Origin of the sequence: Streptomyces sp. NRRL F-525, assembly GCF_000716605.1 — a bacterium.
In the GTDB taxonomy this organism is placed as follows: Bacteria; Actinomycetota; Actinomycetes; order Streptomycetales; family Streptomycetaceae; genus Streptomyces.
The window spans coordinates 134,528-160,627 of the sequence record NZ_JNXE01000006.1; the positions used below are offsets into that span (position 1 = coordinate 134,528).

Consider the following 26,100-nt stretch of genomic DNA (forward strand, 5'->3'; position numbering starts at 1 on the left):
CACCGCGCCCGGCCTCCGTACCTACCGTGTGGCTCACCTGTCGGCACCCGGTCAGGGGCTGCCGCGCCGGAACGCGGAGGGAGACAGGCCGATGACCGACTGGGATCACTCGACCGACTTCTTGGTGGTGGGGAGCGGTGCGGGCGTCACCGGAGCGATCCGGGCACGCGCGCTCGGCAAGGACGTTCTCGTCGTGGAGAAGACCGACCGGTTCGGCGGGTCGACCTGTATGTCGGGCGGGGTGATGTGGCTTCCCGACAACCCGCTCATGCGCCGCGAGGGCGTGACCGACTCGGCCGACGCCGCACTCAGGTACTTCGCCACCGTCGTCGGCGACGCGGGCCCGGCGTCGTCGCCCGCCCGCAGGCAGGCCTACGTCCGCGCGGGCTCCGAGATGGTCGACTTCCTGGAGTCCGAAGGCCTCGAACTCCGGCGCTGCGAGGGCTACAGCGACTACTACTCCGGCGTCCGGGGCTGCGAGGGCGGCTCGGCGCGCGGCAGGTCCGTCGAGGCGAGGGTCTTCGACAAGAAACGGCTCGGACCCTGGCAGGACCGGATCCGCCCCGGCTTCGCGGGCGGCCTCGCCGTCTACACCGGTGAGGCGTCACGCCTGACCCTGATGCGGACACGGGTCGGCCTGACCGTCCTGGCCGGGGCGGGGGCACGTACAGCCCTCGGCCGGATCCGACGGCAGCGGCTCGTGACGAACGGGGTGGCGCTGTCCGCCCGCCTGCTCCAGATCCTGCTCCGGCAGGACGTTCCCGTCTGGCTCGAATCTCCCCTCACCGACCTCGTCGTCGAGGACGGGCGGGTCGTCGGCGCGGTCGTCCACCGGGGCGGTCGTGACCTCCGGATCCGCGCCCGCGACGGCGTGCTGCTCGCCGCCGGAGGCTTCGCCCGCAACAAGGAGATGCGAGCGGAACACTCGGGAGGCAGGACGACCAGCGACCGGTGGACCTCGGCCAACCCGGGCGACACCGGGGAGACGATCCGCATCGCCATGGCGCACGGGGCCGCGACGGACATGCTGGACGAGGCGTGGTGGATGCCGTCGTGGATCATGCCCGACGGCACCCCCAACATGTGCATGTCCGAACGCACCAGGCCTGGCTCGATCATCGTCGACACGGAGGGCCGCCGGTACTTCAACGAGGCGGTCGCGTACCAGGAGGCCGGCCAGCAGATGTACGCACACGACCGGGAGTTCGGGGGCGCTGTCCCGTCCTGGCTCGTCATCGACTCCCGGCACCGCGGCCACTACCCGTTCGGGATGTCTCCCCCCGGCCGCACCCCGAAGGAGTGGATCACCAGCGGCGCGATGAAGCGCGCCGACAGCCTGGAGGACCTCGCCCGGCAGTGCGGGATCGACACCGGCGGACTCCTCAAGAGCGTCGAGCGGTTCAACACGCTCGCGGCGCGGGGCGTCGACGAGGACTTCCACCGTGGGGAGGGCGACCACGAGAAGTTCTACGGCGACCCCACCCACGCCCCCAACCCCTGCCTGGGCCCCGTCTCGAAGCCGCCGTTCTACGCGGTCGCCCTGTACCCGGGGGACATCGGCACCAGCGGGGGAATCCTCTGCGACGAGTTCGCCCGGGTCCTCGACACCGAGGGGAACCCGGTCGACGGGCTCTACGCCACCGGCAACTGCACCGCGTCCGTGATGGGGCGCAAGTACCTGGGCGCGGGGGCCAGCATCGCCGCGTCGGCGGTGTTCGGACACGTGGCGGCGGACCACGCGTCGTCGGCGGGGCGCGCCACCTGAGACGCCTGCACCGGTCTTGCCTCCGCGGCCCGCGTCCCGTTACGTTGCGGCAAAGTTACTGGCCAGGTACGCGATGCGGTCCGGCGCATCGGTGTTCGGCGAGCGGAACGGACATCGGGTGACAGGTCGCGGCAAGGGACAACTGGAGGCGCAGTACGGCCTCCTGACGAGCATCGCCACCGAGGCGGGTGTCTCGCTCAGCACGGTGTCCAAGGTGGTGCACCGGCGCCGGGACGTCGGCGCCAGGACGCGCGAGCGGGTCGAGGAACTCCTCGCCCGGCACGGCTTCGTACGCCCGTGGGAGCGCGATCCCGCGACACCCCGGCAGATCATCGCGGTGTTCCGGGATCTGTCCGGGCCGTACACGCTGGAGGTGGTCCGCGGCATCGTGGACGCGGCCGGCGCGCTCGGCATCGACGTGGTCACCGGGACGACGAGCCGGCGGTCCATCTCCGGGTGGCTGGAGCAGTGCGTGGCGCTCGGCGCGGCCGGGATCGTCATCGTGATCTCGATGCTGTCCGAGGAGGACCAGCGCCGCATCGTCGAACAACGCCTCCCGGTGGTGCTGATCGACCCGCTCAGCGCGCCCTCGGAGGACATCCCCAGCATCGGCGTCACGAACTGGAGCGGCGCCCGCGACGCCGTACAGCACCTGCTGGGGCTCGGGCACACCCGGATCGGCATGGTCGCGGGCCGCTCGCACTCGCTGGCCGGGGCGGCGCGGGTGCACGGCTACCGGGCCGCATTGGAGGAGGCCGGGATCGCCTACGATCCGGCGATCGTCCGCTCCACCGACTTCGACTACGCCGAGGCCCTGGCCACCGCCGGTCAGATCCTGCGCGCCGACGACCCGCCCACGGCCGTCTTCGCGGCCAGCGACGCACAGGCGCTCGGCGTGCTGGAGGCGGCGCGGCAGCACGGGCTCGCCGTACCGGACGACCTGGCGGTGATGTCCTTCGACGACACCCTCGTCGCGGCCATGGCCTGCCCACCGCTGAGCGCTGTACGGCAGCCCTTCGAGGAGTTGGGGCGCGAGGCGACCCGGGTGCTTCTCGAACTCGCCCAGGGGCGGCCGCCGGTGTCGCCGCGCATAGAGCTGGCCACGGAACTCGTGCTGCGGACCTCGACCTCCGGGCGCCGTTCCGTGAAGCACGTCAATACCGCGTAACTCCCTATCCTGCGAAACACTTTCGACATGTGCCGGTGACATCGCGGTGTCGCATCCGAATACTGGCTTCCTGCTCCGCACCCCCATTCCATCCCCCTGGGACCTCCGGACATTCCGGCACCCCTGGAACGTGGTGCGCGCCTTCCCCGGTGAAAGGAACGCCATTGACCAGATCCTGGGCGCGAAAGGCTTTCGCTGCGGCGACCGCCTTCGGCATGGGCGTGGCATTCGCCATCGCCTCCGCGACAAGTGCCTCGGCCTATCAGCCGAGTCCCGCCAATCTGTATACGGCGACCAACACCGCCGCGTGCAGCAAGAGTCCGTGTGTTCTCTACCCGAAGTCGGCCCAGCTGGCGGACGGCCGGATCGTGGCCACCTTCGAGAACGACCAGACCGCTCCGGTCGGTCAGACACTGCCCGTGTACAAGAGCGACGACGACGGCACGACCTGGGCGAAACTGTCCGACGTCAAAGCCCCCGCGTATCTCTCCAGCGACTCCAAGTACGCGAAATACACGAGCAATTGGACCAACCCGTATCTCTACGTCCTCCCGCAGAACGTCGGCAGCCTGAACGCCGGCACCCTGCTGCTCGCGAGCATCGTCTCGGGCGACGACTACTACTACCAGGAGCAGAAGGCCGCCAACTCCAGCTGGACGCCCACCAGTGACGGCGACCGCAAGGACGTGGCACTCGCCCTGTACTCCAGCACGGACGACGGCGCGACCTGGACCATCCAGAACATCATCGCCGCCGGAGGCTGGCAGGGCGGCAGCGCGGGCAGCGTCGGCCGGGTCTCCACGGCCAACACCTACGCGCAGGTCGACCCGGTGTGGGAACCCCATCTCCTCGCCCACAACGGCACGTTGATCGCCTACTACTCCGACGAGGACGACTACACCGGCTACAACACCACCACCGGCGCCCCGACCCTCGACCCGGACAACACCACGGCCACGGACTCCGGCGGCCAGGTCCTCCTGCACCGCACCTGGGACGGATCCAGCTCAACTGCCTGGAGTTCCCCGGTCGTTGACGTCCCCGGCGCCACGGTGAGCATGGGCAACGGCAAGACGGAGATCGGCGGCGGCCGCCCCGGCATGACGACCATCGCCCCGACGACCGACGGCAAGTGGCTTCTCACGTACGAGTACTGGGGCGGCGGCACCAACGTCCGCTACCGGATAGCCGACGACCCGACGAAGTTCTTCGCGGCCACCGACGCGGCGATCACCTCACTGCCCGTGCCCTCCGGCGGGGCCACCCTGGCCACCGGCGGCAGCCCCGTCCTGCTCCCGATGCCGGACGGCCGGATCGTCTACAACGCCGCAGGCAGCGGAGACGTCTGGGTGAACGAGTCCGGGCTGTCCACCGGTACCTGGAAGGAGTACAAGACCTCGATCGCGGCCGGGTACAGCCGGATGCTCCAGTACGTCGACGGCACCGGACGCGTCCTCGTGCTCCAGGCCTCGTGGAGCGGCACCAGCGTCGGCCCCGTGAAGTACGCCGAGGTCGACCTCGGCCGCTCCGACGGCGCCTACTACAGCCTCGTCAACCGGCTCACCGGCCAGGTGCTCAGCACCGCGTCCGGCAAGACCCAGGACGCGAACCTCACCGGGAACACCCCCGACCTCGTCCTCAGCGCCGCCAACTCCACCGACGCCACCCAGCGTTGGCACCTCACCGCCAAGGGCAGCAACGTGACACTGCTCAACAAGGCCGGGGGCCGCTCGGTCGCCATCTGGACCGGCACCGCCACGGCCGGGCAGAAGCTGGCGCAATGGGTCGACGACGGCGCCACCGACAAACAGTGGACCCAGGTCGCGTCGTCGACGAGCGGCTACTACAAGCTCCGCTCGGTCCTCAACACCAGCCTCTACATGACCGGTTCGACAGCGGGCGGCTCCGTCACCGTCGCGGCGGCGACCACCGACGGCTCCCAGGACTGGCAACTGGTCCAGGACCCGCTCCCCACCGCCTCCACCTTCACCCTGAAGGGCACGTACTCCAGCCGCTGCCTCGACGTCCCGAACGGTGCGACGGGCGTCCAGGTCCAGATCTACGACTGCTCGGGCAACGCCTACCAGACCATCACGCAGACCGCCGCGGGCGAACTCCGCGTCAACGGCAGCTGCTTGGCCGCGAACGGTGACGGCACCACCGCCGGCACCACGCTGATCCTCTGGGCCTGCAACGGCAAGAACAGCCAGAAGTGGGCCTTCCGCGTGGACGGCACCATCGTCAACCGCTCCAACGGCCTCGTCATCGACGTGACCAACTGGGGCACGGCCAACGGCTCGAAGGTCGAGCTCTGGACCGGGTTGGGCAACGCGACCCAGCAGTGGAGCCGCGCCTAGGCACACGGCAGAAGCGGCGCCACCGTCGGGTACGGTGGCGCCGCTTCTGTGTGTTCCCGCTGCCTAGTCCCGCTCGATGCTCACCGGCACCGCGTGGTGTGCCAGCACCGTCGCATCCCGTTCCTCACCGACGAGTTGGACCGTTCCCCGCAACGGCGTGTCCAGGCTGGAGGAGCCCACCTCCAGCAGGATCTCGCCGGGCTCCACGATGCGCGTGCCGGCCAGACCGGTGAAGGCCAGCCGGTCGGTATGGATATGGAAGCGGACCGTCGCCTGCTCACCCGGTTCGAGGGCCACCTTGGCGAAGCCGAGCAGGGACCGCACCGGCCGGGTCACCTGGGCCACCGGGTCGATCGCGTACAACTGCACCGTCTCGGCCCCCGCGACCGCCCCCGTGTTCCGCACCCGCGCGCCGACCGTGAACTCACCGTCCACCGGCACCAGTTCGCGGTCCACACCGAGCCCGTCGATCTCGAAGCTCGTGTACGACAGCCCGTGCCCGAAGGGGAACGCCGGTGTCGGGTCGAGGTTGGACAGCCAGCTCTGCCGGTCGCCGAGCGGCGCGTGGAGGTAGGTGTAGGGCTGGCCGCCGGGCGTGGTCGGGATCTGCACCGGCAGTTTGCCGCTGAAGTTGGCGTTCCCCGCCAGGAGTTGGGCCACCGCGCGGCCGCCCTCCTCGCCCGGCAGGAACACCTGCACCATGGCGGCGGCGGTGGACGCGAACCGGCCCACCGCGTAGGGCCGGCCACTGCTCACGATCAGGACGACCGGCCGCCCGGTCGTCAACACCGCCTCGACCAGCTCCTCCTGAACCCCCGGCAGCCGCAGATCCTCCACGTCACAGCCCTCGCCCGAGGTACCGATCCCGAACATGCCGGCCTTGTCGCCGACGACCAGCACGGTGAGGTCGGCCCCGGCGGACGCCTCCACCGCGGCCGCGATGCCCGAGCGGTCCGCCTCGCGGATCGGGCAGCCAGGAGTGAACTCCCACTCCACGCGCGGCAGTTCGGCCGTAAGGGCGTGACGCAGCGAGAGCGCCTCGACACCGTTGCCGAGGTCGTCGCGCTCGGCGAGGACGTGGTTGGGGAAGCTGTAGCAGCCGAACATGGTGCGTACGTCGTCGGCGCACGGGCCGATCAGCGCGATGCGGCCGGTCGAGGGGAGCGGTAGGGCACCGTCGTTCGACAGCAGCACTGCACTCGACTGGGCCACCGCGTGGGCGAGTTGACGACTCGTCGGCTTGTCGAGGTCCAGCTCACCGGCGATCAGGGCGGGCGGGCGCGGGTCCCAGTCGGCGTCGAGCAGTCCGAGGTCCGCCTTCTGCCGCAGCACCCGGCGCACCGCGCGATCCACGAACTCCTTGTCTACCAGGCCCTGTTCGACGGCCTGCACGAGCGCGGTACCGAAGCCGCGCTGGTCGGGCAGCTCGACGTCCATCCCGGCGCGCAGGGCGAGGGCGCCCGCGCCGGGCAGGTCGGCGGCGACGCGGTGGGCGTTGACCAGGAAGGGCAGGGACCAGTAGTCGGAGACGACGGTTCCCTCGAAACCCCATGCCTCGCGCAGGACTTCGGTCAGCAGCCAGCGGCTCGCGGCCGGGGCCTCGCCGTCGATCTCGGCGTACGAGTTCATGACGGACCGCACACCCGACGCGACGAGTCGCTCAAACGGCGGGAGGATCACGTCGAAGAGCTCGCGACGGCCCGCGTGCACGGGGGCGTGGTTGCGGCCGCCCATCGAGGCGGAGTACCCGGCGAAGTGCTTGAGGGTCGCGTACACCCCGGCGCTCTGCAGCCCGCTGACGTACGCCTCGGCCAACTCGCCGACCAGGTAAGGGTCTTCGCCGTAGGTCTCCTCGCAGCGGCCCCAGCGGTAGTCACGGATGACGTCGACGACGGGGGAGAGGCCCTGGTGGACTCCCGCCTCGGCCATGTCGGAGCCGATGGCCTCGCCGACCCTGCGGATCAGTGCGGGGTCGAAGGTGGCGGCCATGCCGAGCGAGGTGGGGTAGATGGTGGCGCCGTAGGCGGTGAAGCCGGTCAGGCACTCGTCGTGGGCCATCGCCGGGATGTCGAACCGGCTCTGCGCCACGACCTGTTGCTGGTGCTTGGCCAAGAGGCGCGCGTGCTCCAGCGCGGGCCGGGGCAGGGTGCCGTAGGGGCGGGTGAGCTGGCCCAGGCCGTGCCGGGCGGTCTCGTCCAGGTCGCCGACGCGGCCGAAGTGGTTGCTGCCCGGGGCCACTTCGGGGCCGTCGGCCTCGATGTCCTCCCAGGTGCTGCTCAGTTGCGCGACCTTCTCCGGCAGGGTGAGCCGGGCGAGCAGTGCTTCGACGCGGTCGGCGACGGGCAGGGCGGGGTCGGTCCAGGGGCGGTCGCTCTCCTCCTGGGGGAGGCCGCCGTGGTCGGGCATGGTGGTCGTCATTCACGACTCCTCGGTGTTGCGCGGGCACGCCGACGGGGCCGGGCGCATGGCCCGGCCGTCGTCACGGTGCGAACTGCCCGGTGGTGGGGGCTACTTGGAGAAACCGGCGGTGAGACCGGCGACGAGCTGACGGCGGGCCAGGATGAACAGGGCCAGCATCGGCAGGGTGGAGAGCACCACCGCGGCCATGGTGGCCGGGACGTCGATGCCGAACTGGCCGCGGAACAGGGTCAGGGCCAGGGGCAGGACGGCCTTGTCGCCGCTCTGGGTGAGGATGAGAGGGAAGAGGAAACCGTTCCAGACCTGGAGACCGTCGTAGACCGCGACCGTCATCAGTGCCGGGCGGGCCAGTGGTGCGGCCAGTGACCAGAGCATGCGCCAGTCGCCTGCGCCGTCGACGATCATCGCCTCGAACAGCGAACGGGGCACGTCCCGCAGGAAACTGACCAGGATCATCACGGTGATCGGCAGCGCGAACGCCGCCGAGGGCAGCACGATCGCGAGCAGGCTGTCGTAGAGATGCATGCGGATGATCAGCAGGTAGACCGGGATGATCACCGCTTGGAGCGGGATCGCCAGGCCCAGCAGGAACAGGCGAAACGACACGCGGGAGAAGCGGGTGCCGGCGTTGCGGACGATCGAGAACGCGGCCATCAGGGCGACGGCGACGGCGATGACGACCGTGCCGGCGGTGACGATCACGCTGTTGAGGAGGTAGGTGGTGAAGTCGCCGTCCAGGACGGTGCGGTAGCTGTCCAGGGTCGGGTGGCTGGGCAGGGCGAGGGGGCTGTCGGAGGTGAAGTCGGACTGGCTGCGGAGGCTGGTGACGACGAGCCAGTAGATGGGGACGACGACGATCGCCGTCCAGAAGAGCGCGGCGCCACTGGTGAGGGTGCGGCGGAGGAATCCCGGTAGGGGGTTGCGCCGGACGGGCCTTGGTGGCGTCGGCGGCACCGGCCGTTCGGTGGCGACGGGGCGGGACTTGGTCACGGTGGTGCTCACATGCCCTCCTGCTGGCTGTCCATCCGGGTGAAGCCGGACAGGCGGGTGGTCAGCAGCGACAGGCCGAGGCCGAAGACCACGAGCAGGGTGGCCACCGCGCTGGCCCGGCCCATGTCGTGGGCCTGGAAACCGGTGATGTACATGGAGAGGGGAAGGACGCGGGTCGCGGTGCCGGGGCCGCCGGTGCCGCCGGACAGGACGAAGATCAGGTCGAAGTAGGTCAGCGAGCCGACCAGCATCAGCGTGCTCGACGTGACCAGCGTGTACTTCAGCTGCGGCAGCGTGATGTGCAGGAAGCGGGTCACGGGCCCGGCGCCGTCGAGCGCGGCGGCCTCGTACAGGGCGGTCGGGATCTGCCGTATCCCCGCTTGGTAGAGCAGGGCGTGGAACGGCACGAACTGCCAGGCGATCACGAAGATGACGGTGTACAGGGCGAGTTGGGGCGAGCCGAGCAGCGGCTTCGCCAGCCAGTGCAGGCCGGGCGTGGCGCCGATGCCGAAGGACGGGTCCAGCAGCGCCTGCCAGGTCAGGCCGATCGCCACGGCGGACAGCAGCAGCGGCAGGAAGAAGAGGATGGCGAACAGCGCGCGCAGCCTCCCCTTGGGGGCCTGGAACAGGCCGAGGGCCAGGGCGATCGGCGTCTGTACCAGCCAGCTGACCACCATCACCTTGACGGTGAGCCACAGCGACTGCCAGGTGGCGCTGTCGGTCAGGACGGACGTCCAGTTGGTGACGCCCGCCCAGCTGATGGAGCCGAGCCCGTCCCAGCGGGCGACGCTGAGCGCCGCCACGCCGACCAGGGGCACGAGACCGAACAGACCGAAGAGGAGCAGGGCCGGGGCGGCCATGAGGAGGCCGCTCCCTCCTTTCCGGCGTACGGGGGTGGTGGTGATGGTCACGACCCCGCCTTGCTCATGTTCGCTCCGAACTCCGCGGGCGAGATCTGCCGCAGGAACGACTTGTCGGTGTTGGTCAGCAGCGGGTCGGACTGGTCGGACGGCAGCGCCTGGTCCCACGAGAGCTGGAAGCTCGGGGCCTTGTTCACCAGGTCGTAGACGAACGTGAGCCATTCCTTGTCGGACGACGACGTCACCGCGGCGAGCTTCGCGTCCAGGCCCTTGACCGGCGGGACGCTGCCGGAGGCGAGATAGGCGTCGACCTGCGAGCCGTTGAGGACGTAGTTCTTCAGGTACGTCAGCGCGTCCGACTTGTTCTTGGACGACTTGTTCAGCGAGAGGAAGTTCGACGGGTTGCCGACGATGTTCGCCGCGCTGCCCGCGCCGCCGGTCAGCGCCGGGAACGCGGTGTAGCCCAGGTCGCCCTTCTTCAGGAAGTCGGGCGCGGCCTTGGCTATGTTGGCGTACTCCCAGGTGCCCATCACCTCCATCGCGGCCTTGCCCGTGTAGAGCAGCGCGGTCGAGGCGCCCTGGTCGTAGCTGACGGAGGACGCGTTGTCGCCGAAGGCGCCGGCCTTCGACAGCTCCTGGAGCTTCTCGTTGGCCTTGGTGACCGAGGCGTCCTTCCAGGCGGCGGCGTCACCGGAGGCGATCTTCGAGAACACGCGGGAGCCGCCGGTGCGGTCCAGCAGGTACTCCAGGTACATCAGGGTCGGCCACTTGGAGTTGGCCGCGAGGGACAGCGGGGTCACGCTCTTGCCCTTGAGCTTCTTCACCGCCGCGAGCAGGTCGTCGTATGTCTTCGGGGGCTGGACGCCCGCGTCGGACAGCACCTTCTTGTTGTAGTAGAGGACGACCGGGGCGAGGCCGTTGACGGGGACGCCGTAGACCTTGCCGTCGAAGGTCGCGCTCTGCATCACGCTGTCGGTGTACCGGTCCGCGTTCACGTCCGACGCGTTCAGGACGTCGACCTTGCCGGCCTTGACGTAGTCGTTCAGGGCGCCGCCGCCCCAGTTGAAGAAGAGGTCCGGGGCCTGGTTCGCGCCGAAGGCCACGCGCAGCTTCTGCTTGTAGTCGTCGTTGGCGAACAGCCGCAGGGTGATCTTCGCGTCGGGGTGGTCCTTGTTGTAGGCGTCGACCGACTGCTTGAGGATCGTCTGGTCGTTCAGCGCCCACATCGTCAGGCCCTTCGCCGACGAGGTGCTGGACGGTCCCGAGGACCCGCAGGCGGCCAGGCTCGCGGCGGCGGCCAGGGTGACCGCGGCCGCGACGGCGCGTCGAATTCTCGGGCTTCCGAGATGTCCGGTGACCGGGATTCCCCGCATGGTGTGCCTCTCTTCTTTCGGCATGCCGTAGGTCGGCCAGGCAGATCGAAAACGGAAACCGGCCCGAAAGGCTTTCGGATGCCCCACCGCGGGTCGCCTGCCTGCTGGCCGGGACACTGACACGGAATTCACACCCAGGACAAGCACGGGAAATTCCTCGGTTACGAAACACTTTCGCAGTGCCGGGTGCGCCATTGCCTCCAGGGCTCAGCGGAACTCGCGCACCACCCGGATCCCGCCGACGATGTGCGCGTTGAACTCATCCAGCTCCTCGGCCGGCACCCACAGCTCCAGGATCGTCCGGCCGCCCGCCTGCTGGACGGGATACCGGGCCAGGAACTCCGAGTCCACGTCGAAGCGCGTGACGAAACCGGCGCCATCGTGCTTGACGTTCCAGTCCCTCGCGATCCGGATCGCGTAGTCCTCGTTGAGAACCGGGTAGAAGATCGGCTGCTCCGGCAGCCGGGGCGGCCAGGCACGCCAGTCGAGCTCCCGGACCAGGCCCAGCTCCTTGGGGCCGGTGGGGCGCCAGAGGGTGGTCGTCGGCCGGCGGTTCGTCATCGGAGAAGCTCTCTGTGCAGGGGACCAAGGGATCGGATCGGACGGTATCGGCGCTACGGGCGCTGCGGCCACGGAGTTTCGCCTCTCGGCGACCAGCCCCCACTCCGACCCGATCCCACCGCACCACGGGTCGCTACCGCCCGAACGCCCGCGCGGGTGTTGGGATGGGGGCGGCAGAAAGGGGTCGTGGTGGACGGCGACGCGGTTGGTGGGTCAGAGGCGGGCTCGACGGATCGGTTCGCGCTCGCGGAGCGGGCCGTGTCCGCGATCGGGTCGACGCTGGACGAGCGCAGGACGGCGGCGGAGTGCGCGAGGTTCCTCGTCGGCGGGCTGTGCGACGCCGCCGCCGTGGACCTGTTCGCGCAGGACGAGGCCCGGCCCGCACCGCACGGCATGCTGCACCCGATGGCGGCCGAGGGCCGCAAGGAACTGCTGGACAGCCTGCGCACCGCGCCGCGCGAGGACGTCATGGTCCGCGCCCTGGACGCCGGCCACCCCATCACCACGTCCTTCACCACGAACGACCACGGTGTACTCGCGGCTCTCTCGGTGCCGTTGACCGCCTGGGGCAAGGCCTACGGCGCCCTCCTCGCGGTCCGTGCCGGGCGGACGTTCACCGACGCCGAGGCCGCCGCCGTGCACTACGCGGCCCGGCTCACCGCGGCCCATCTGCACCACGCCGTCGAACACCACCGCCTGCGCACCACCGCCCTGAACCTGCAACAGGTCCTGCTCACCGAACCCAGCCGCCCCCACCCCAACGTCGAGATGGCCACCCGCTACCTGCCCGCCGGCAGCGGCACCCTCGTCGGCGGCGACTGGTTCGAGGCCGTACGACTGCACTACGGCCGTACCCTCCTCGTCATCGGCGACGTCATGGGGCACGGCCTGGACGCCGCCGTCGACATGAACGCGTACCGGTCGATGCTGCGCTACGTCGCCTCGACCGACCTCCCGCCCCACCGCATCCTGCGCCAGATGGACACCGCCATGTCCGAGGAGCACAACCGCCGCCCCGCGACCTGCCTGCTCGCCCTCCTCGACCCGGACCGCGGCACGGCCGCCTTCTCCAGCGCGGGCCATCTCTCGCCCGCCGTCTTCCACCGCGACGGCGCCGGCGAACTGATCCCGGTCCCCGTCGGCCCACCCCTCGGTACGGGCCTCGCCGACTACGAGATGACCACGCTCACCCTCACCCCCGAGGACACCCTGGTCATGTTCACCGACGGGCTGGTCGAGCGCCGCGGCGAGGACATCGACGTCTCCCTCGCCCGTCTGGCCCGGCTCCGGCTGCACCCCGGCCAGGGTGTCTCCCGCCTCCTCGACGACATCGTGCTGCGTCTCCACGTCCAGGAGGCCGAGGACGACGTGGCCGCGATCGCCGCCCGACTCCGTCCGAGAAATCCGGCTTAACCGGTCGGCCCCGCTGCGGGCCACTGCGGGCTGGTTCCGGGTGCTTCTCGCCGATCCACCCGATCTTTCCGTACGCGTGTCCGTCTTTCCGTACGGCTGTCCGTGCGCGGGCCGGGCGCGCCGCACGGCGAACTTCGCAATCGGGAAACGAATCGGCCACCGGAGCCCTCGGTCCCGCCGACTCATGCGGGAGCCACCCGTCCCCCAAGGTTTGGCAACACCCAAGCAACGCCCCGATGTTGCCGGTCACGGCTTGGCCAACCCCTTTCCGCACGTTGGCCGCAAATTCACCGCACGCCCCTGACACCCCATACCGAAAGGGGCGGAGAGTGATCCGAGGTCTGGTCCACGAGATCCCTCGAAGCTCTTCAAGAAGGGGCAATCATGGCCGAGTTGACACGCCGCAGACTCCTGGGTTCCGCCGCGGGCGCGGTGGGCGGCGCCGCGGCGCTCTCCCTCCTCCCGCCGAGCGTCCAGAAAGCCGTCGCCGCGGAACCGCCGAAGAACGGCTCGCTGCGCGACATCGAACACGTCGTCATGCTGATGCAGGAGAACCGGTCGTTCGACCACTACTTCGGCACCCTGTCCGGCGTTCGCGGATTCGCCGATCCGCACGCACGCAAACTCGACACCGGGCGCAGCGTCTTCTACCAGCCGGACGCGGTGAACCCGAAGGGCTACCTCCTCCCGTTCCACCTCGACACCCACACCTCCAGCGCGCAGGCCATCCCGTCCACCAGTCACGCCTGGTCGGTCCAGCACCAGGCCTGGAACAACGGCAAGATGGACCAGTGGCTGCCGGCCCACCGCGCCGCCGACGGCGTCAACGGCCCCTACGTGATGGGCTATTACACGCGCGAGGACATCCCGTTCCAGTTCGCGCTCGCCGAGACGTTCACCATCTGCGACAACTACTTCTGCTCGGTGTTCGGGCCCACCTGGCCCAACCGGCTGATGTGGATGACCGGTTCGATCGACCCCGGCGGCACGCAGGGCGGCCCGATCATCAGCAACGTCGCCCCGACTCCGTACCGTTGGACGACGTACGCGGAGCGCCTCCAGAACGCCGGCGTCAGCTGGAAGGTGTACCAGGAGGAGGACGACTACGGCACCAACATGCTGGAGCAGTTCGCGTCCTTCAAGAACGCCCAGCCCGGCTCCGACCTGTACGAGCGGGGTGTACGTCCGCAGCCGCACGGGACGTTCGAGGACGACGCGCGCAACGACCGGCTGCCGACGGTGTCGTGGATCTGCCCCACGAGCTACCAGTCGGAGCACCCGGACTACCTCCCGGCCGCCGGCGCGGACTATGTCGCGTCGAAGATCGAGGCGATCGCGTCCAACCCGAAGGTGTGGCGCAAGACCGCGTTCATCCTCAACTACGACGAGAACGACGGCCTGTTCGACCACGTCGTCCCGCCGACCCCGCCCGCGGGTACGGCGAACGAGTTCATCCAGGGTCTGCCGATCGGCGGCGGCTTCCGCGTCCCCGCCATCATCATCTCGCCCTGGACCGTGGGTGGTTGGGTCGCCTCGGAGGCCTTCGACCACACCTCGGCACTGCAGTTCCTGGAGCGCTTCACCGGCGTCGAGGAGCCGAACGTCACCGACTGGCGCCGCGAGACCTTCGGCGACTTCACCTCCGCGTTCCGCTTCCGCGACGCCCGCCCGCGCTCGCCCCGCCTGCCCGACGACACTGCGGAGCAGTTGGAGAAGGCGAAGGAGGAAGTGGCGACACTCCCGAAGCCCACCCTCCCGGGCGCGGACCAGAAGTTCCCCCACCAGGAGCGCGGCCGCCGCCCACACGTCTGACCGGCCCTTCGTGACGAGCGGCCCTGGCTGGTGTCATCCGGCCGGGGTCGTCCGCGTGGCTGAGAGGGTCTGCGTGGCGTGGCTGCGGTCGAGCAGTGCGATGTGTACGGGCGGTGTCTGACCTGGCCCGTCTTCGCAGGCGGCCCCGCCTGGTGACTTCCGGCTGGGACCGCTCGCGCGGTATTCCGCTGGGAGTAGCTGCGGTCGGACAGCGCGACCTCCGTCGGCAGCGCCTGACTGGTCCGTCCCAGTGGACGACCCTGGCTGGTGCCATCCGGCCCGGGCCGTCCGCGCGCCTGCGATGGTCCGCTCGGGAGAGGTGCGGGCCGTACGTTTGACCTGGCCCCCCGGCGCGGGCGCCCTCGCCCGGTGTCACCCGGACAGGGCCGCCCGTGCCACCGACAGCGCCTGCTCGGCATAGCCGCGTCCGAACAGCACCACGTGTACCAGCAGCGGAAACAGTTGGTGCAGCCCGATGCGATCGGTCCAGCCGGGGGCGAGTGGTGCCAACTCCTCGTAGCCGTCGAGGACTTCGGGCAGGTGCGGGCAGCCGAAGAGGCGCAGCATCGCCAGGTCGGTCTCCCGGTGGCCGCCGTGTGCGGCCGGGTCGATGAGCCAGACGTGTCCGTCGGCGCCCCAGAGCACGTTCCCTTTCCAGAGGTCGCCGTGCAGCCGCGCGGGCGGCTCGGTGGGACCGGCGAGTTCAGGCAGTCGTTCGCAGACTTGCTCCACGACCGTCGCCTCGGCGGGTCGCAGGGAACCCGCGTCCACCGCGCGCCGCAGATAGGGCAACACCCGTTGCCCGGCATACCAGTTGGGCCAGTCGGCGGCGGGCACGTTCCGCATGGGCGCGAGCCCGATGTACGCGTCCGTCGGGCCGCCGGGCGGCGGTGCGCCGAACGCGGGTGCGCCGGCAGCATGCAGGGCGGCCAGGTCACGGCCGAACCGGACGGCGGCCCGCGCACTCGGCGGGCCGGTGCGGACGAGATCGGTGACCAGCCAGCGCTCGTCCCACCCGCGCACCGCCGGAACACGAACCGTCCCGGCGTCCGCCAGCCACCGCAGCCCCGCCTCCTCGGCCCGCACCGCGCCCGGTGCCTCATCACCCTTGACCACCACCAACTGACCGTTGTCGAGCCTGACTTCGGTGACCGCATCAGACATTGGACGCTCACCGGCCACCGCGCACCCGGTGAGCCGCGCCGCAGCGGCGCCCGCGCTCTCGTCCTCGATCACGGTGACAGCGTAGGAGCGGGAGCCGGACGGACGTGCGCGCACGGCGAGGCGCAGAGCCCGGACTCGTGCAGCACCCGGTCGACCGTCTCCTCCAGCGGGCTCGCGGCCGGGATCACCGTCTCGACACCACCGGGCAGCAGGTCCAACGGCTGGTACCACTCCCGGAGTTGCTCCTCGGTGACCTCGTCCGCGATGGGCTTCGTGGCGTGCCGGGCCAGGGTCTCCTCGAACGGCACGTCGAGGTAGTAGCAGTGCGTGCGCCCCGGGTGGTCGGCGAGCAGACCGGCCAGCATCTCGCCGTAGTGGGGGACGTAGAGGATGCCTTCCAGCACGGTGTGGAAGCCGTGCGCCAGCGCGTGCCGGACGGTCAGGTCGATCAGGCCGATGTTCGCGCCGCCAGGGATGTCGCGCTCGCGCAGCACCTCGCGCCGGAGGACGTCCTGGCGGACCAGGGCGATACCGCGGCCGTACCGCTCACGCAGACCGGTGGCCACCGAACTCTTGCCGGAGGCGCTGTTGCCGCGCACCACGATCAGCCGGGTGGGGGAGGAGGGCGTTGTCACCGGGGCACCCTACCCACCCAGTGGCACTGAGTGACCGGGTGAACGCAAAGTGCCCCCTGAGTCACATCCGGTCTGCTTATATCGGTCTGCTTATAACGTGGGAAAATGGTGTGATAGCGGCGATTGGTGGCAGGGCCATGACGGACGCGAAGATCGACTACGCGGCGGTGTTCCAGGGGCTGCCCGGCATGGTGGCCCTGCTGACACCCGACCTGGTGTACGCGGACGCCAACGAGGAGTTCCTGCGCATGTCCGGCCGCACCCGCGAGCAGGTCGTCGGCCGCTTCCTCTTCGACGTCTTCCCCGACAACCCGAACGACCCGGCCGCCACCGGCATGCGCAACCTGGAGACCTCACTGCGCCGCGTCATAGCCACCGGCGAACGCGACACCATGGCCCTCCAGCGCTACGACGTCGAGTCGACGCAGTGCCCCGGCCAGTGGGACCAGCGCTACTGGAGCCCGGTCAACGCCCCCGTGCTCGACCCGGACGGCAAGGTCGTCCTCCTCGTCCACCGGGTCGAGGAGGTCACCGAACTGATCCGGGCCCGCGGCGGCTCGGGCAGCGGCCGCACCCGTGTCCTGGAGGCCGAGCTGTACACCCGCGCCCGCGAACTCCAGGAGGTCAACGAACGCCTGCGCGGCGCCCACGCCCGCGAACGCGAGGTCGCCCTGGCCCTGCAGGAGGCGATGCTGCCCACCCGCCGCCAGGGCGCCGGCCATCAGATCGCCGTGCGCTACCGCCCCGCCGTCGGCTCCCTCAACGTCTGCGGCGACTGGTACGACGTCGTCGACCTGGTCGGCGGCAACCGCATCGGCGTCTCCGTCGGGGACATCGTCGGCCACGGCCTGGCCGCCGCCGGTGTCATGGGCCAGCTGCGCAGCGCCCTGAGCGCCACCTCCCGGGTCGCGGACGGCCCCGCCGAGGCCCTCGACGTCCTGGGCCGCTACGCCAACGTGGTCGACGGCGCCGAGTCCGCCACGGTGGTCACGACCTTCGTCGACTTCGACCGGCACACCATCACCTACAGCAGCGCCGGACACCCACCGCCCGCCCTGGTCCACCCCGACGGCCGCGTGGAATTCCTGGACCGGGCCACCGACCCGCCCCTCGACGCCCGTCCCGACCCGATGCCCCGACCGCAGGCCACCACCACGTTCTCCCGCGGCTCCACCCTGGTCCTCTACACCGACGGCCTGATCGAACGCCGCCGCGAGGACATCGACAAGGGCCTGGCCCGCCTCGCCGACTCCCTGGTCCACCACCGGAACACCGACCCCGAAGCCCTCGCGGACGCAGTCCTCCTCGAACTGCTCCCGCACGGAGGCGCCACCGACGACACGGCCCTGATCATCGTGCGGCTCTGACCCGTCACACCACGATGCAGGTCATGGCCGCCCACAACAGGGGCGAGTGCTCGATACGGCCGTCCGCGCGCCAGCGGTCGAGCTGCTCGCGCTGCCAGCCGCCGAGGCTCCGCACGGGGTCCTCGTCCTCGTGCGCCGTGTCCACGGCGACGATCGCCTCCGACAACGGCCGTACGGACTGCGGCAGTTGAGCCAGCCGGTGGAAGGCGAAACTGGTCGGCAGGACCCAGCGGGTCGCGGTGACGAGCTCGGCGCCGTTGTGCAGCATCGCCGTCGCCAGGCCGAACGACTCGGCGAACCGCAGATCGCCCCCACTCTCGCAGCCGATGAGGGCGACACGGGGTGGCGCGGGCCAGATCCGCGAGCCCGGTTCGCCGTCCGCGCGCAACGGGAGCGAGCCCAGCAGCAAGTCCTTGGCGGAGAGCGGCCGGTGGGTGCGGAGCGGCTCGGCCAGGCCAGGGGCGCCCGCGTCGCAGCACAGGTGCAGGGTGCCGTCCTCGCTCTGCCCGCCCTCGACCGGCGCACCGCTGACATGCCCGACGTACATCAGCCTGCGGGCGCCCTTGCGGAGCACACCGCTCAGCCAGTCCCGGTCCAGGTCGGTGCGGCGGAAGGCCTCCGCGGCGGTCGCGACGGACGGTACGACGGCGCCCGCGTCGAGGCGGGCCTGGACCAGCGCCGACAACTCCGGGTCGGAGCCAGGCGGTCCCAGCACCGAGCCGAGCGGGGAGTCGGCGCGGAAGCCGGGGACACGGGGGTCCAGGACGAGGACGACCGGTCCGGTGTTCTGTGCTGTTGCGAGGGTTGGTTTGGCCGGCCGCAACGACGCCGGTGCGGTGGTCACGACGTCCGCCAGGTCGAGCAGTCGTACGTCCGTCCCGTCGTCGACGGCGAGCAGCTCCCAGGGGACCTGGGCGACCCGGGGTGAGGGCTGGATCCGTACGAGGGGGCGGCCCGCCCGTTCCGCCACCTGGCGTATCTGCGCGGTCAGTTGCTCCGGCCATAGTGCCTCGGCCAGCGTTCGCGCGAGTCGGCGCTCACGGCCGTGCTCGGCCAGCGCGCCCTCGTCGAACGCCCGCCGCATGCCCTCGGCCCCGTCGCCCGCTCCCGGCAGTGCGTCGGTCAACTCCCTCACCGCCCGGTCGACTTCGGCACAGGGCCCCTGACCGGTACCGAACCCCCGGGCCCCGCCCGCCCACGTCCAGGTCATGAACAGGTCGCCGGCGTCGGCCAGTCGGACCTGGACCACCGGGCGGCTCGTCAGGTCGTCGGTGATCCAGAACGGCACCGCTTCCTCGTGCGCGATCCGCCGGTGATAGCGGAACTCGGCCGCCGCGATGTACTCCTGGAGCGCGACACGGCCCGGGCCCGACTGTGCCGACATCCGCACCTTCGGCGGCGGCGCGACCCGCAGACCGACCGAGGCTGCGGCCTCCGCCGCGACACCGCCGAGCGTCATCGCGCCCTCGGTGTGCTCGTGGTGCGCGTACGACTTCATGGCCGCGCTCGGGAAGACCGACGCTGGGTCCTCGACCGGCTCGGCGGCGGGCGGAGTGCGGTCCAGGGCCAACGAGGTGCCCGCGCAACGGTGTTCAGCCAGTTCGAAGAGCAGGCCCTGGTCCTGTCGGCGGGTCGCGAGCCGGAACACCAACTGCATGGCTTCGTCCGCGAGTTCGAGCCACTGACTGCGGGCGTGGGCGGTCGCGAAGTCGTAGCGCGCCGCCTCCAGGGCCAGCGCGGCGGGCAGCGCGAAGGAGAGCGCGGTGTCGATGGACTCCCGCTCGTGATCGCGGTGATCGGTCCGGTTGAGGTTGTCCTCAAGGGTGCGGGCGAGCATGAGGTCGACCTGGGCGCACCGCTCGTAGATCTCCCGCTCCTGGTACACGTCCCGGGCGCTCTGGGCCAGCCGCTTCATCTCGTCGATGTCGCCCCGGTCGTAGGCGTGTTGGGCGCCCAGCAGCATCGTGTCGGCGGCGGCGATCGAGGCGCCGAGCCGCTCGAACCGGGCCAGGCTTGCCGCCAGCAGCTCCTCCGCGCCGAGGGCGTCGCCGCGCCGACCGGCGAGAAAGGCACGGGCCTGCTCACAGACAGCCAGATCACCGAACCACCGCTGCCGCTCGAAGAACGCGGACGCCTCCGCGAACAGCCGCTCCGCGAGGTCGAGTTCACCCCGGTGCATCGCCGCGTACGCCCGGTGCGCGAGGAGCGTCCGCTGCCCACCGGTGTCGCCGATCGCCCGGAAGTGGTCCTCCGCGCGGGCGAAGTAGTCCTCGGCCGGGTCGAAGCGCCCGGTGGAGGAGCAGATCAGTCCGAGGGCGACCAGGAGCCGCGGGACGGTCTCCACCGCGGTCGCCGGTGTGGTCGCGAGCAGCGCCGAAGCCTGGTCCTCGGCCGCTCCCCACTCGCCTCGGTCCATCAGCAAGTGCACGCGGTTCAGGCCGAGTTCGGAGGTGCGCAGTCCGTCGGGGTCGTCGAACTCGGGCAGCCTGACCGCCGCTTCGTCGAGGCAGGCCAGCGCCTCGTCCAGGCGTCCGGTCCTGCGCAGGAGGTCGGCTCCGGCGATCAGTGTCCGTAGCAGCACCTCCAGCCACAACTGACGGCCGCGCGGTCCCATCGGCGCCGAGGCGATGTCGTCGAGCAGGGCACGGGACCGCTTGTTGGTGTCCTCCGCCTCGGCCAGATCCGTCGCGGCGAGATGGACACTCGTCATGTCGGCCAGCAGATGCGCCCGCAGGAACCGCACGTCGGGGGAGTCCTCGACGGACTCGGCCAGGGTGAGCAACTCCTCGTAGACGGCGACCGCGCCGGCGAGATCGGCGGCCAGGTGAAGGCGCTCGGCCTGGGCGAAGCCGCTGTCGAACGGCTCTCCGTAGAGTCGCGTCACCCCGTGGTCCGTGGTGGGGTCCACTCCGTCGCCCACCGCGCTCTCGTCCTCGTCCGGCATCCGTCAGTAGTCCTCATCGGTGGTGGCGGCGGCGATCTCGGCGAGGAACGGCCCGTAAGTGGCTTCGCGTGAGGGCGAGCTGTGTGTGTCGGGCTGTGCCGCCGCCGCGAGGCGTCGCCGGACCAGAGCGCGGACCGCGTCCCGGTCGGCGCCGCCTTCGGGGCCCGGCCCTGGGTCGAACCCGGCTAGCAGGACGCCCAGTTGGATGCGCGGCTCCGTGTCTCCGGCAGGGAGGTCAAGGTCCACCCGGCCGGTCCACGCGTCGACGCGCCTCGAGAGGGGCACCCGATTCCGGGGACCGTCGTTCACCTGGACCTCGGCTGCCAGGGGTACGGCGGCGACGGGCACCGCGATGTGCGCGACGACCTCGACCTCGATCTGCCGTCGGGCGCCGAGTGCGCGGGCGGTCCAGGACACCGCGGCCTCGGAGGCGTCGACGAAGCCGGGCGGGTAGCGGCGCCAGTCGTTGGTGCCCGAGCCGCGCGCGATCAACCGGCCGCCCGTGACGAGCGGTTCGCCCGCGGCAAGGGCGTAGTCGTCGCGTCGTACGAACAGCGTGGCGGGATCCACTGGAGTGCCGTCCGGGCGACGGGGCTGAGTCAGGGCCGACCGAAGTCGGCGAAGAGACGACCCGTCCAACCCGGCGCCGTCCGCCGCGTCGTCGACCGATCGCAGAACGCTCTCCAGTTGGCGTGCCGTCTCCGTCGACGGCGGTGTGGCGTGCCACCACTGGAGCAGCGGGTCGAGGCCGACTTGGTGATCGCCGATCAACTCGGCCACGCAGTCGTCGGGTTGATCGTCATCGTCGTCGAACAACTGCTGGCACTCGTGCGTGAGCGCGGCCAACTCCAGCCCGAGCACGTCCGGTTGGAGCGCGGGAATCCCGTCCAGGTGTGACGCCGGCCACCACCGCGCCGCCCAGTGCCCGAAGCCGAGCCTGGCGGCGCTCCCCGCGAGCGGAGTCGGGTCCGTGGGCACCCGCGCATCGGCCAACTCGCCTGTCGCGCAGGCGTGCACGGCACCGGCGACGCGCTCGCCGTAGACCGCCCACAGCCACTGCTGCGCACGCGTCGTGTCATGGATTTCCGCCATGGGCAGTCCCGGGCTCCCGAGGACGGACCAGGTCAGTACCGCTCCGGCGGCGTCGAGAACCGCACGGGTGAAGTCGGGGTCGCCGACAGGGCTGGCGGTGACTATGCGGATCGTGCCGTCATCGCCGCGCGCGACATGGACGTCGACGGAGCCCCGCGCCATCACGCACTCCTCGACTCGGCCGCCTCGGCCACGGCAGCGGGTGGTGGTGCCGATGCCGTCAACGTCCGCAGCGCGGACCGGACTCGGGCGCGGTGGTCCATCATCACCGAGCGGGCGACCCCGTCGAGGACCGCCCAGGCGGACGCGGCATCCGCCAGCGGCGCGTCGCGGACGTCCCGCCCGTGCAACCGCACCCAGAGCCGCCGCATGTAGGCGGTCCAGGGCGTACGGAGATCCTGGGCGAGGGCTTCCAGCACCCCGCCGTCCGGATCGGGGCGCGGGGACACGGTCATCCGGCGGGCGCGAAGGACCGAAGCCTCCCTGCGCCAACGGCTGTTGACGGCCCGGTGTGCGGCTGTTCGCCCCGGCCCGGATTCGTCGATGCCCAACGGGTCCAGACCGACGGCGAGTTGACCGCCCAGCAGGGCGGCGACGCGCAGGGTCTCGTCGTACAGTCCGAGCGGAGCGCAACTGCGGCCGACCTCCCGCCCGACGAGTTTCGGCACCGTGGGCAACTCGTCGCGCCGTGCGGACGACTGGAGCACGACGAAGAGCCGCTCGAAGAGCGTGCGGTCCAGCGGCGCGGGCAGCGTGGCCGTCGAGGCACCCCGGCCGACCCGCGGCCGTGGCGGCAACTCCCTTTCCGTCAGGCCGAGATGGGCCGGTAGATCGTCCCGTCCCCACATCCCACTCGCGTGCACCCACAGGGCCCGGCCGAGCAGCTCACCGAGTCGCGCGTCGACCATGGACATGTATGACGACGATTTCCTCGGCCCCTCCACCCCACCGCAGGCCTCCAGAACCTCACCCGCCAACGCGACCGCAACGGCCGTATCGGCCGCCGGAGTCAGCTGACGCTCCTCCCACGCGACACCCAACTCCTTTTCCAGCCGGGCGTGTTGGGCGGCGTCCGCCAGATACCGCTTCAGCGCGTCGACCGTACGGCCGCCGTCCGCGTCCGCGACGTCCTCGACGACGTCCCTGGCCAACGCCCCCGCGTCGGCGCCCGGTTCGCCATGTTCGGCGGCCAGTTCGAAGCACCGCTGGAAGTACAGATCCTGGGGGTTGCCCGCCACGACGCCCAGCGCGCGCCGGGTCCGTTTGAGCAAGGTGAACCACTGGGCCGTAGCGACAAGGCGTCCACCGGACTCCCGTATCAGCGCGTCGAGACGCGCGGCCGGTTCCGGTGTGAGGAAGTCCGCCGCGAGGTCGGGGTGCAGGGCCGGCCTGACGATCAACGGCAGGACGATCAGCTTGACCGTCCGGGTCAGCGGGGCGCCACCGGGCCCGCTCAGCGATTCCAGTCCCGGCCCGAGGGCGCGCCACGCACCGTCGATGACCATGGCGCGCGGTCGGCGCGCGCCGGTCGGCTGGCTGGGAAGCGGCATGTCAGGAGGGTACGTCGTCCGAGATCGGGCGGGCGAACCTGGGATCGGTAGGCGCCCCGAGCGACCTAGCGTCCACCGGGACAGCGGGAACCACGGGCATCCGCCCCGACCAGAAGGAGCAGTCGTCATGGGAATTTTCGGGCGTCGCAAGAGCCGCGAGGAGCGGGCCGCCGAGATCGCGGGCCAGGTGGCCAGCGGCAAGGGATTCTACGGCCGTACGACTCGCGCGTTCCTCGGCAACGAGGACTACGCCAGGGTCCAGCAGTCCATCGGCGCCTACAACTCGGGCCTCGCGGTACAGCAGTTGCTCGCCGCGGGCGTGCCGACCATCACCGCCGTCGTCGTGTCGATCGGCGACACCGGCCAACTGGTCAACCACGACCCGGTCGTCGACCTGGTCGTGCAGCCGACCGGGAGGACCGACCGGATCGCCCTGCGGACCGTCGTCTCGAAGCTGCGCATCCCCCGCACCGGCGACCAGGTGCTCCTGGTGGCCGACCCGGCCCACCCCGGCGCCTACCTCTACGCGGGCGACGGCGCGACCCCGTGAAACGACCACCGTTCGTCGAAGTGCCGGAGGTCTTCCTTCCCCTGCGCCTGGCGTTCTGGGGCAACACGGTCGAGCTGCGAGCGGATGCGCGCGTGGAGGTGAGGCAATGCGCAGCTATACAGGTGTGTTCGTGGGCAATCTGGTGTTCATCGCGGTCTGCTGTTCGGCGGCCCCGTTCTTCCTCCTCGTCGGGTACTCCGCCTGGAGCGAGTACCCCGGCTGGGACTGGCCGGCGTTGTTGGTCGCCTTCGGGCTGGTCGGCACGGTCATGATCCCGGTCCTGGCGATCACGACCACGCGCCAGGAGTTCGCCCGGATCACGCGCAGGCACGGCGTCGAGGGCGTCCGTACCCCGTACGGGGACGACACCTTCGTGATGTGGGCGCCCAGCTCCCAGCAGGGCCCGGTGCGGGCGCGGTTGGTGCGGGCGGACGTACTGGAGGCATCACTGGTCCGCTACCACCCCGACGGTGAGTCGACCTTCACGACCCATTACGGCAACTACACGCCCGACGAGTTCACACCATTGATCAGGCTGAGGCTGCGGGTGTACGACGCCGAGGAGTTCGAGGCGACGGGGGAGCGGCGGGTGCCGTCCCTGTGTCTTTCGGCGATCACGGCGGGCCGCCTGGTCGTCCTCGTCGACGGGCCGGCCGCTCCGGGGGCCCGTCGGACCGTCATCCCCGACTGGCCGCGCAGCGCCCTGCTCGCGGGCACGAGGACCTGCCGGGTGACCGACCTCGAAGGCCGAACGACCGACGTGACACGGCGAGTTGAACGCCAGCTTCAGCAGATGGGCATCTCCCGGGAGGCCGGAAGCGTCGCGATGAACGGCGACACGATCGACCTCCGGCGCCTGGACCCGCACACGGCGGCGCGCTACGCCGCCCTGGCCGCCTGCCCCGAGGAGCAGGCGCCGGTGAGCGAGCCGGGCGAGGAAACCCGCTGGCTGGCGAACCAACTCCCGGGCGAGAAGGCCGCGTTCGGCTCGGTCGGCCGACGATGGTCGCGCCGGGGTGGTGTCCTGGTGCGCGCCCGCTTCCTGGAGATGCGCGCGAGGACCACCTTCCAGGACCACGGCCCGGTCCTCGACACGGTCCTGCGCATCCAACCGGCGGACGGCACACCCCCGTTCGACGCCGCCCGGCGCCTGACGGTACCGATGGACTACCTGACGGTCCTGCACCGCACCAAGGAGGTCGTCCTCGTCGTCAGCCCGAACGGCGTCTCCTACGACGTCGACTGGGCCCGCACCAGCCTCCTCGCGGGCATCACCGCTGCCAAGGTCATCGCCGCGGACGGCCGTGAACTCCCCCTGACGGACCGCCCCGACACGGTCTGGACCCTGATGAACCTGCTGGCCTCCCACGGCCTGTCGAACCCGAGCCCCGTCCTGGATCTGCGCGAGCGCCGGATGAGAGCGGCGGCGGGCATCCTGATGGACGCATGTGCATGATGTGCGCTGTGGACGGTGAGAACGGACAGCGACAGACCAGAACGGGCCGACCGCCCGCGACCTCACGGGCCGCGCTCGAGCGGGTGGGCTTCGAACTGTTCGCACGACAGGGCTTCGACCGTACGACCGTCGACGACATCGCCGCCGCGGCCGGCATCGGCCGCCGCACCTTCTTCCGCTACTACGCCTCCAAGAACGACCTGGTGTGGGGCGACTTCGAGACCGAACTGGTCAAGCTGGAGCGCCTGCTGGCGGCAACCGACCCGGCCGCCCCGATGATGGACGCGCTGCGCGGCGCGGTCGTCGAGTTCAACCGCTTCGACCCGGCGGCGGTGCCCTGGCACCGGCAGCGCATGGCGCTCATCCTGCGGGTCCCCACACTCCAGGCCGACTCGACCGTGCGCTACGCATCCTGGCGGACCCTCGTCACGGAGTTCGCCGCACGGCGCACCGGACGAGCGGCTTCGGACCTGCTGCCCCGGCTGATCGGCCACACCGTCCTGGCCGCGTGCATCGCCGCCTACGAACACTGGCTGACGGACGAACAGGCAAGCCTGGGCGGCCTGTTGGACCTTGGCCTACGACAAGTCGCGGCCGGCTTCGACGGCCCTGCCCTGCCCTGACG

General features: G+C 70.8%; 19 protein-coding genes. 9 read left to right on the top strand and 10 right to left on the bottom strand.

The window, feature by feature from the left end:
• Positions 1 to 91: 91 nt before the first annotated feature.
• The 3 genes from OO69_RS11410 (at position 92) to OO69_RS11420 (ending at position 5,290) form a co-directional block, all read left to right on the top strand.
• Positions 92 to 1,765: an FAD-binding protein gene (locus OO69_RS11410; RefSeq protein ID WP_033280398.1), complete on the top strand. Its 1,674-nt coding sequence runs from the start codon at positions 92 to 94 to the stop codon at positions 1,763 to 1,765.
• 73 nt (positions 1,766 to 1,838) lie between these two features.
• A complete protein-coding gene (locus OO69_RS11415) occupies positions 1,839 to 2,933 on the top strand; it encodes a LacI family DNA-binding transcriptional regulator (protein ID WP_234444405.1) in 1,095 nt (364 codons plus the stop codon).
• 215 nt (positions 2,934 to 3,148) lie between these two features.
• Positions 3,149 to 5,290 carry an RICIN domain-containing protein gene (locus OO69_RS11420; RefSeq protein ID WP_051800947.1) on the top strand — a complete coding sequence of 714 codons (2,142 nt, stop codon included), beginning with the start codon at positions 3,149 to 3,151 and terminating at the stop codon, positions 5,288 to 5,290.
• Between the two features lie 63 nt (positions 5,291 to 5,353).
• On the opposite strand, the gene OO69_RS11425 is transcribed toward OO69_RS11420, so the two are convergent.
• From OO69_RS11425 to OO69_RS11445, 5 genes are all read right to left on the bottom strand, one after another.
• Positions 5,354 to 7,708, bottom strand: coding sequence for a glycoside hydrolase family 3 N-terminal domain-containing protein (locus tag OO69_RS11425; protein ID WP_051800923.1), 2,355 nt, complete (start codon positions 7,706 to 7,708; stop codon positions 5,354 to 5,356).
• Between the two features lie 90 nt (positions 7,709 to 7,798).
• Positions 7,799 to 8,710: a carbohydrate ABC transporter permease gene (locus OO69_RS11430; RefSeq protein WP_033280400.1), complete on the bottom strand. Its 912-nt coding sequence runs from the start codon at positions 8,708 to 8,710 to the stop codon at positions 7,799 to 7,801.
• On the bottom strand, positions 8,707 to 9,558 hold the full coding sequence (locus OO69_RS11435) for a carbohydrate ABC transporter permease (RefSeq protein ID WP_106971015.1): 852 nt from the start codon (positions 9,556 to 9,558) through the stop codon (positions 8,707 to 8,709). The genes OO69_RS11430 and OO69_RS11435 overlap by 4 nt, the downstream gene beginning before the upstream one ends.
• Positions 9,559 to 9,605: 47 nt before the next feature.
• On the bottom strand, positions 9,606 to 10,931 hold the full coding sequence (locus tag OO69_RS11440) for an extracellular solute-binding protein (protein WP_078652382.1): 1,326 nt from the start codon (positions 10,929 to 10,931) through the stop codon (positions 9,606 to 9,608).
• A 207-nt stretch (positions 10,932 to 11,138) separates the two neighbouring features.
• Entirely contained in the window at positions 11,139 to 11,492 is a 354-nt protein-coding gene (locus OO69_RS11445) for a hypothetical protein (protein ID WP_033280402.1), read from the bottom strand.
• 189 nt (positions 11,493 to 11,681) lie between these two features.
• On the opposite strand from OO69_RS11445, the gene OO69_RS11450 reads away from it, so the two are divergent.
• Together OO69_RS11450 and OO69_RS11455 are read left to right on the top strand one after the other, a co-directional pair.
• Complete coding sequence (locus tag OO69_RS11450; RefSeq protein ID WP_033280575.1) at positions 11,682 to 12,905, top strand: PP2C family protein-serine/threonine phosphatase; 1,224 nt, start codon at positions 11,682 to 11,684, stop codon at positions 12,903 to 12,905.
• Positions 12,906 to 13,289: 384 nt separating this feature from the next.
• A complete protein-coding gene (locus OO69_RS11455; protein WP_033280403.1) occupies positions 13,290 to 14,717 on the top strand; it encodes an alkaline phosphatase family protein in 1,428 nt (475 codons plus the stop codon).
• A 372-nt stretch (positions 14,718 to 15,089) separates the two neighbouring features.
• Here OO69_RS11455 and OO69_RS11460 read toward each other — a convergent pair whose 3' ends face one another.
• Positions 15,090 to 15,953: a fructosamine kinase family protein gene (locus OO69_RS11460; RefSeq protein ID WP_033280576.1), complete on the bottom strand. Its 864-nt coding sequence runs from the start codon at positions 15,951 to 15,953 to the stop codon at positions 15,090 to 15,092.
• The gene (locus OO69_RS11465; RefSeq protein ID WP_051800924.1) at positions 15,950 to 16,516 is read right to left on the bottom strand and encodes an AAA family ATPase; all 567 of its coding nucleotides are present in this window, start codon (positions 16,514 to 16,516) and stop codon (positions 15,950 to 15,952) included. Before OO69_RS11465 ends, OO69_RS11460 begins: the two co-directional genes overlap by 4 nt.
• A gap of 137 nt (positions 16,517 to 16,653) precedes the next feature.
• Between OO69_RS11465 and OO69_RS11470 the strand changes: the two genes are divergently transcribed.
• The gene (locus OO69_RS11470; protein WP_033280404.1) at positions 16,654 to 17,883 is read left to right on the top strand and encodes a PP2C family protein-serine/threonine phosphatase; all 1,230 of its coding nucleotides are present in this window, start codon (positions 16,654 to 16,656) and stop codon (positions 17,881 to 17,883) included.
• A gap of 4 nt (positions 17,884 to 17,887) precedes the next feature.
• On the opposite strand, the gene OO69_RS11475 is transcribed toward OO69_RS11470, so the two are convergent.
• Genes OO69_RS11475 through OO69_RS11485 form a run of 3 tightly spaced genes read right to left on the bottom strand, consistent with a single transcriptional unit; the run spans position 17,888 to position 23,469 of the window.
• The gene (locus OO69_RS11475; RefSeq protein WP_033280405.1) at positions 17,888 to 20,827 is read right to left on the bottom strand and encodes a CHAT domain-containing protein; all 2,940 of its coding nucleotides are present in this window, start codon (positions 20,825 to 20,827) and stop codon (positions 17,888 to 17,890) included.
• A 3-nt stretch (positions 20,828 to 20,830) separates the two neighbouring features.
• Positions 20,831 to 22,081 carry a hypothetical protein gene (locus OO69_RS11480; protein ID WP_033280406.1) on the bottom strand — a complete coding sequence of 417 codons (1,251 nt, stop codon included), beginning with the start codon at positions 22,079 to 22,081 and terminating at the stop codon, positions 20,831 to 20,833.
• Entirely contained in the window at positions 22,081 to 23,469 is a 1,389-nt protein-coding gene (locus OO69_RS11485) for a hypothetical protein (protein ID WP_051800925.1), read from the bottom strand. The genes OO69_RS11480 and OO69_RS11485 overlap by 1 nt, the downstream gene beginning before the upstream one ends.
• Before the next feature lie 127 nt (positions 23,470 to 23,596).
• Here OO69_RS11485 and OO69_RS11490 point away from each other — a divergent pair, with 127 nt between their 5' ends.
• From OO69_RS11490 to mftR, 3 genes are all read left to right on the top strand, one after another.
• The gene (locus OO69_RS11490; protein WP_033280408.1) at positions 23,597 to 24,019 is read left to right on the top strand and encodes a hypothetical protein; all 423 of its coding nucleotides are present in this window, start codon (positions 23,597 to 23,599) and stop codon (positions 24,017 to 24,019) included.
• A gap of 106 nt (positions 24,020 to 24,125) precedes the next feature.
• Positions 24,126 to 25,475: a hypothetical protein gene (locus OO69_RS11495; RefSeq protein WP_033280409.1), complete on the top strand. Its 1,350-nt coding sequence runs from the start codon at positions 24,126 to 24,128 to the stop codon at positions 25,473 to 25,475.
• An 8-nt stretch (positions 25,476 to 25,483) separates the two neighbouring features.
• A complete protein-coding gene (gene mftR, locus OO69_RS11500) occupies positions 25,484 to 26,098 on the top strand; it encodes a mycofactocin system transcriptional regulator (RefSeq protein ID WP_234444406.1) in 615 nt (204 codons plus the stop codon).
• Positions 26,099 to 26,100: the final 2 nt, after the last annotated feature.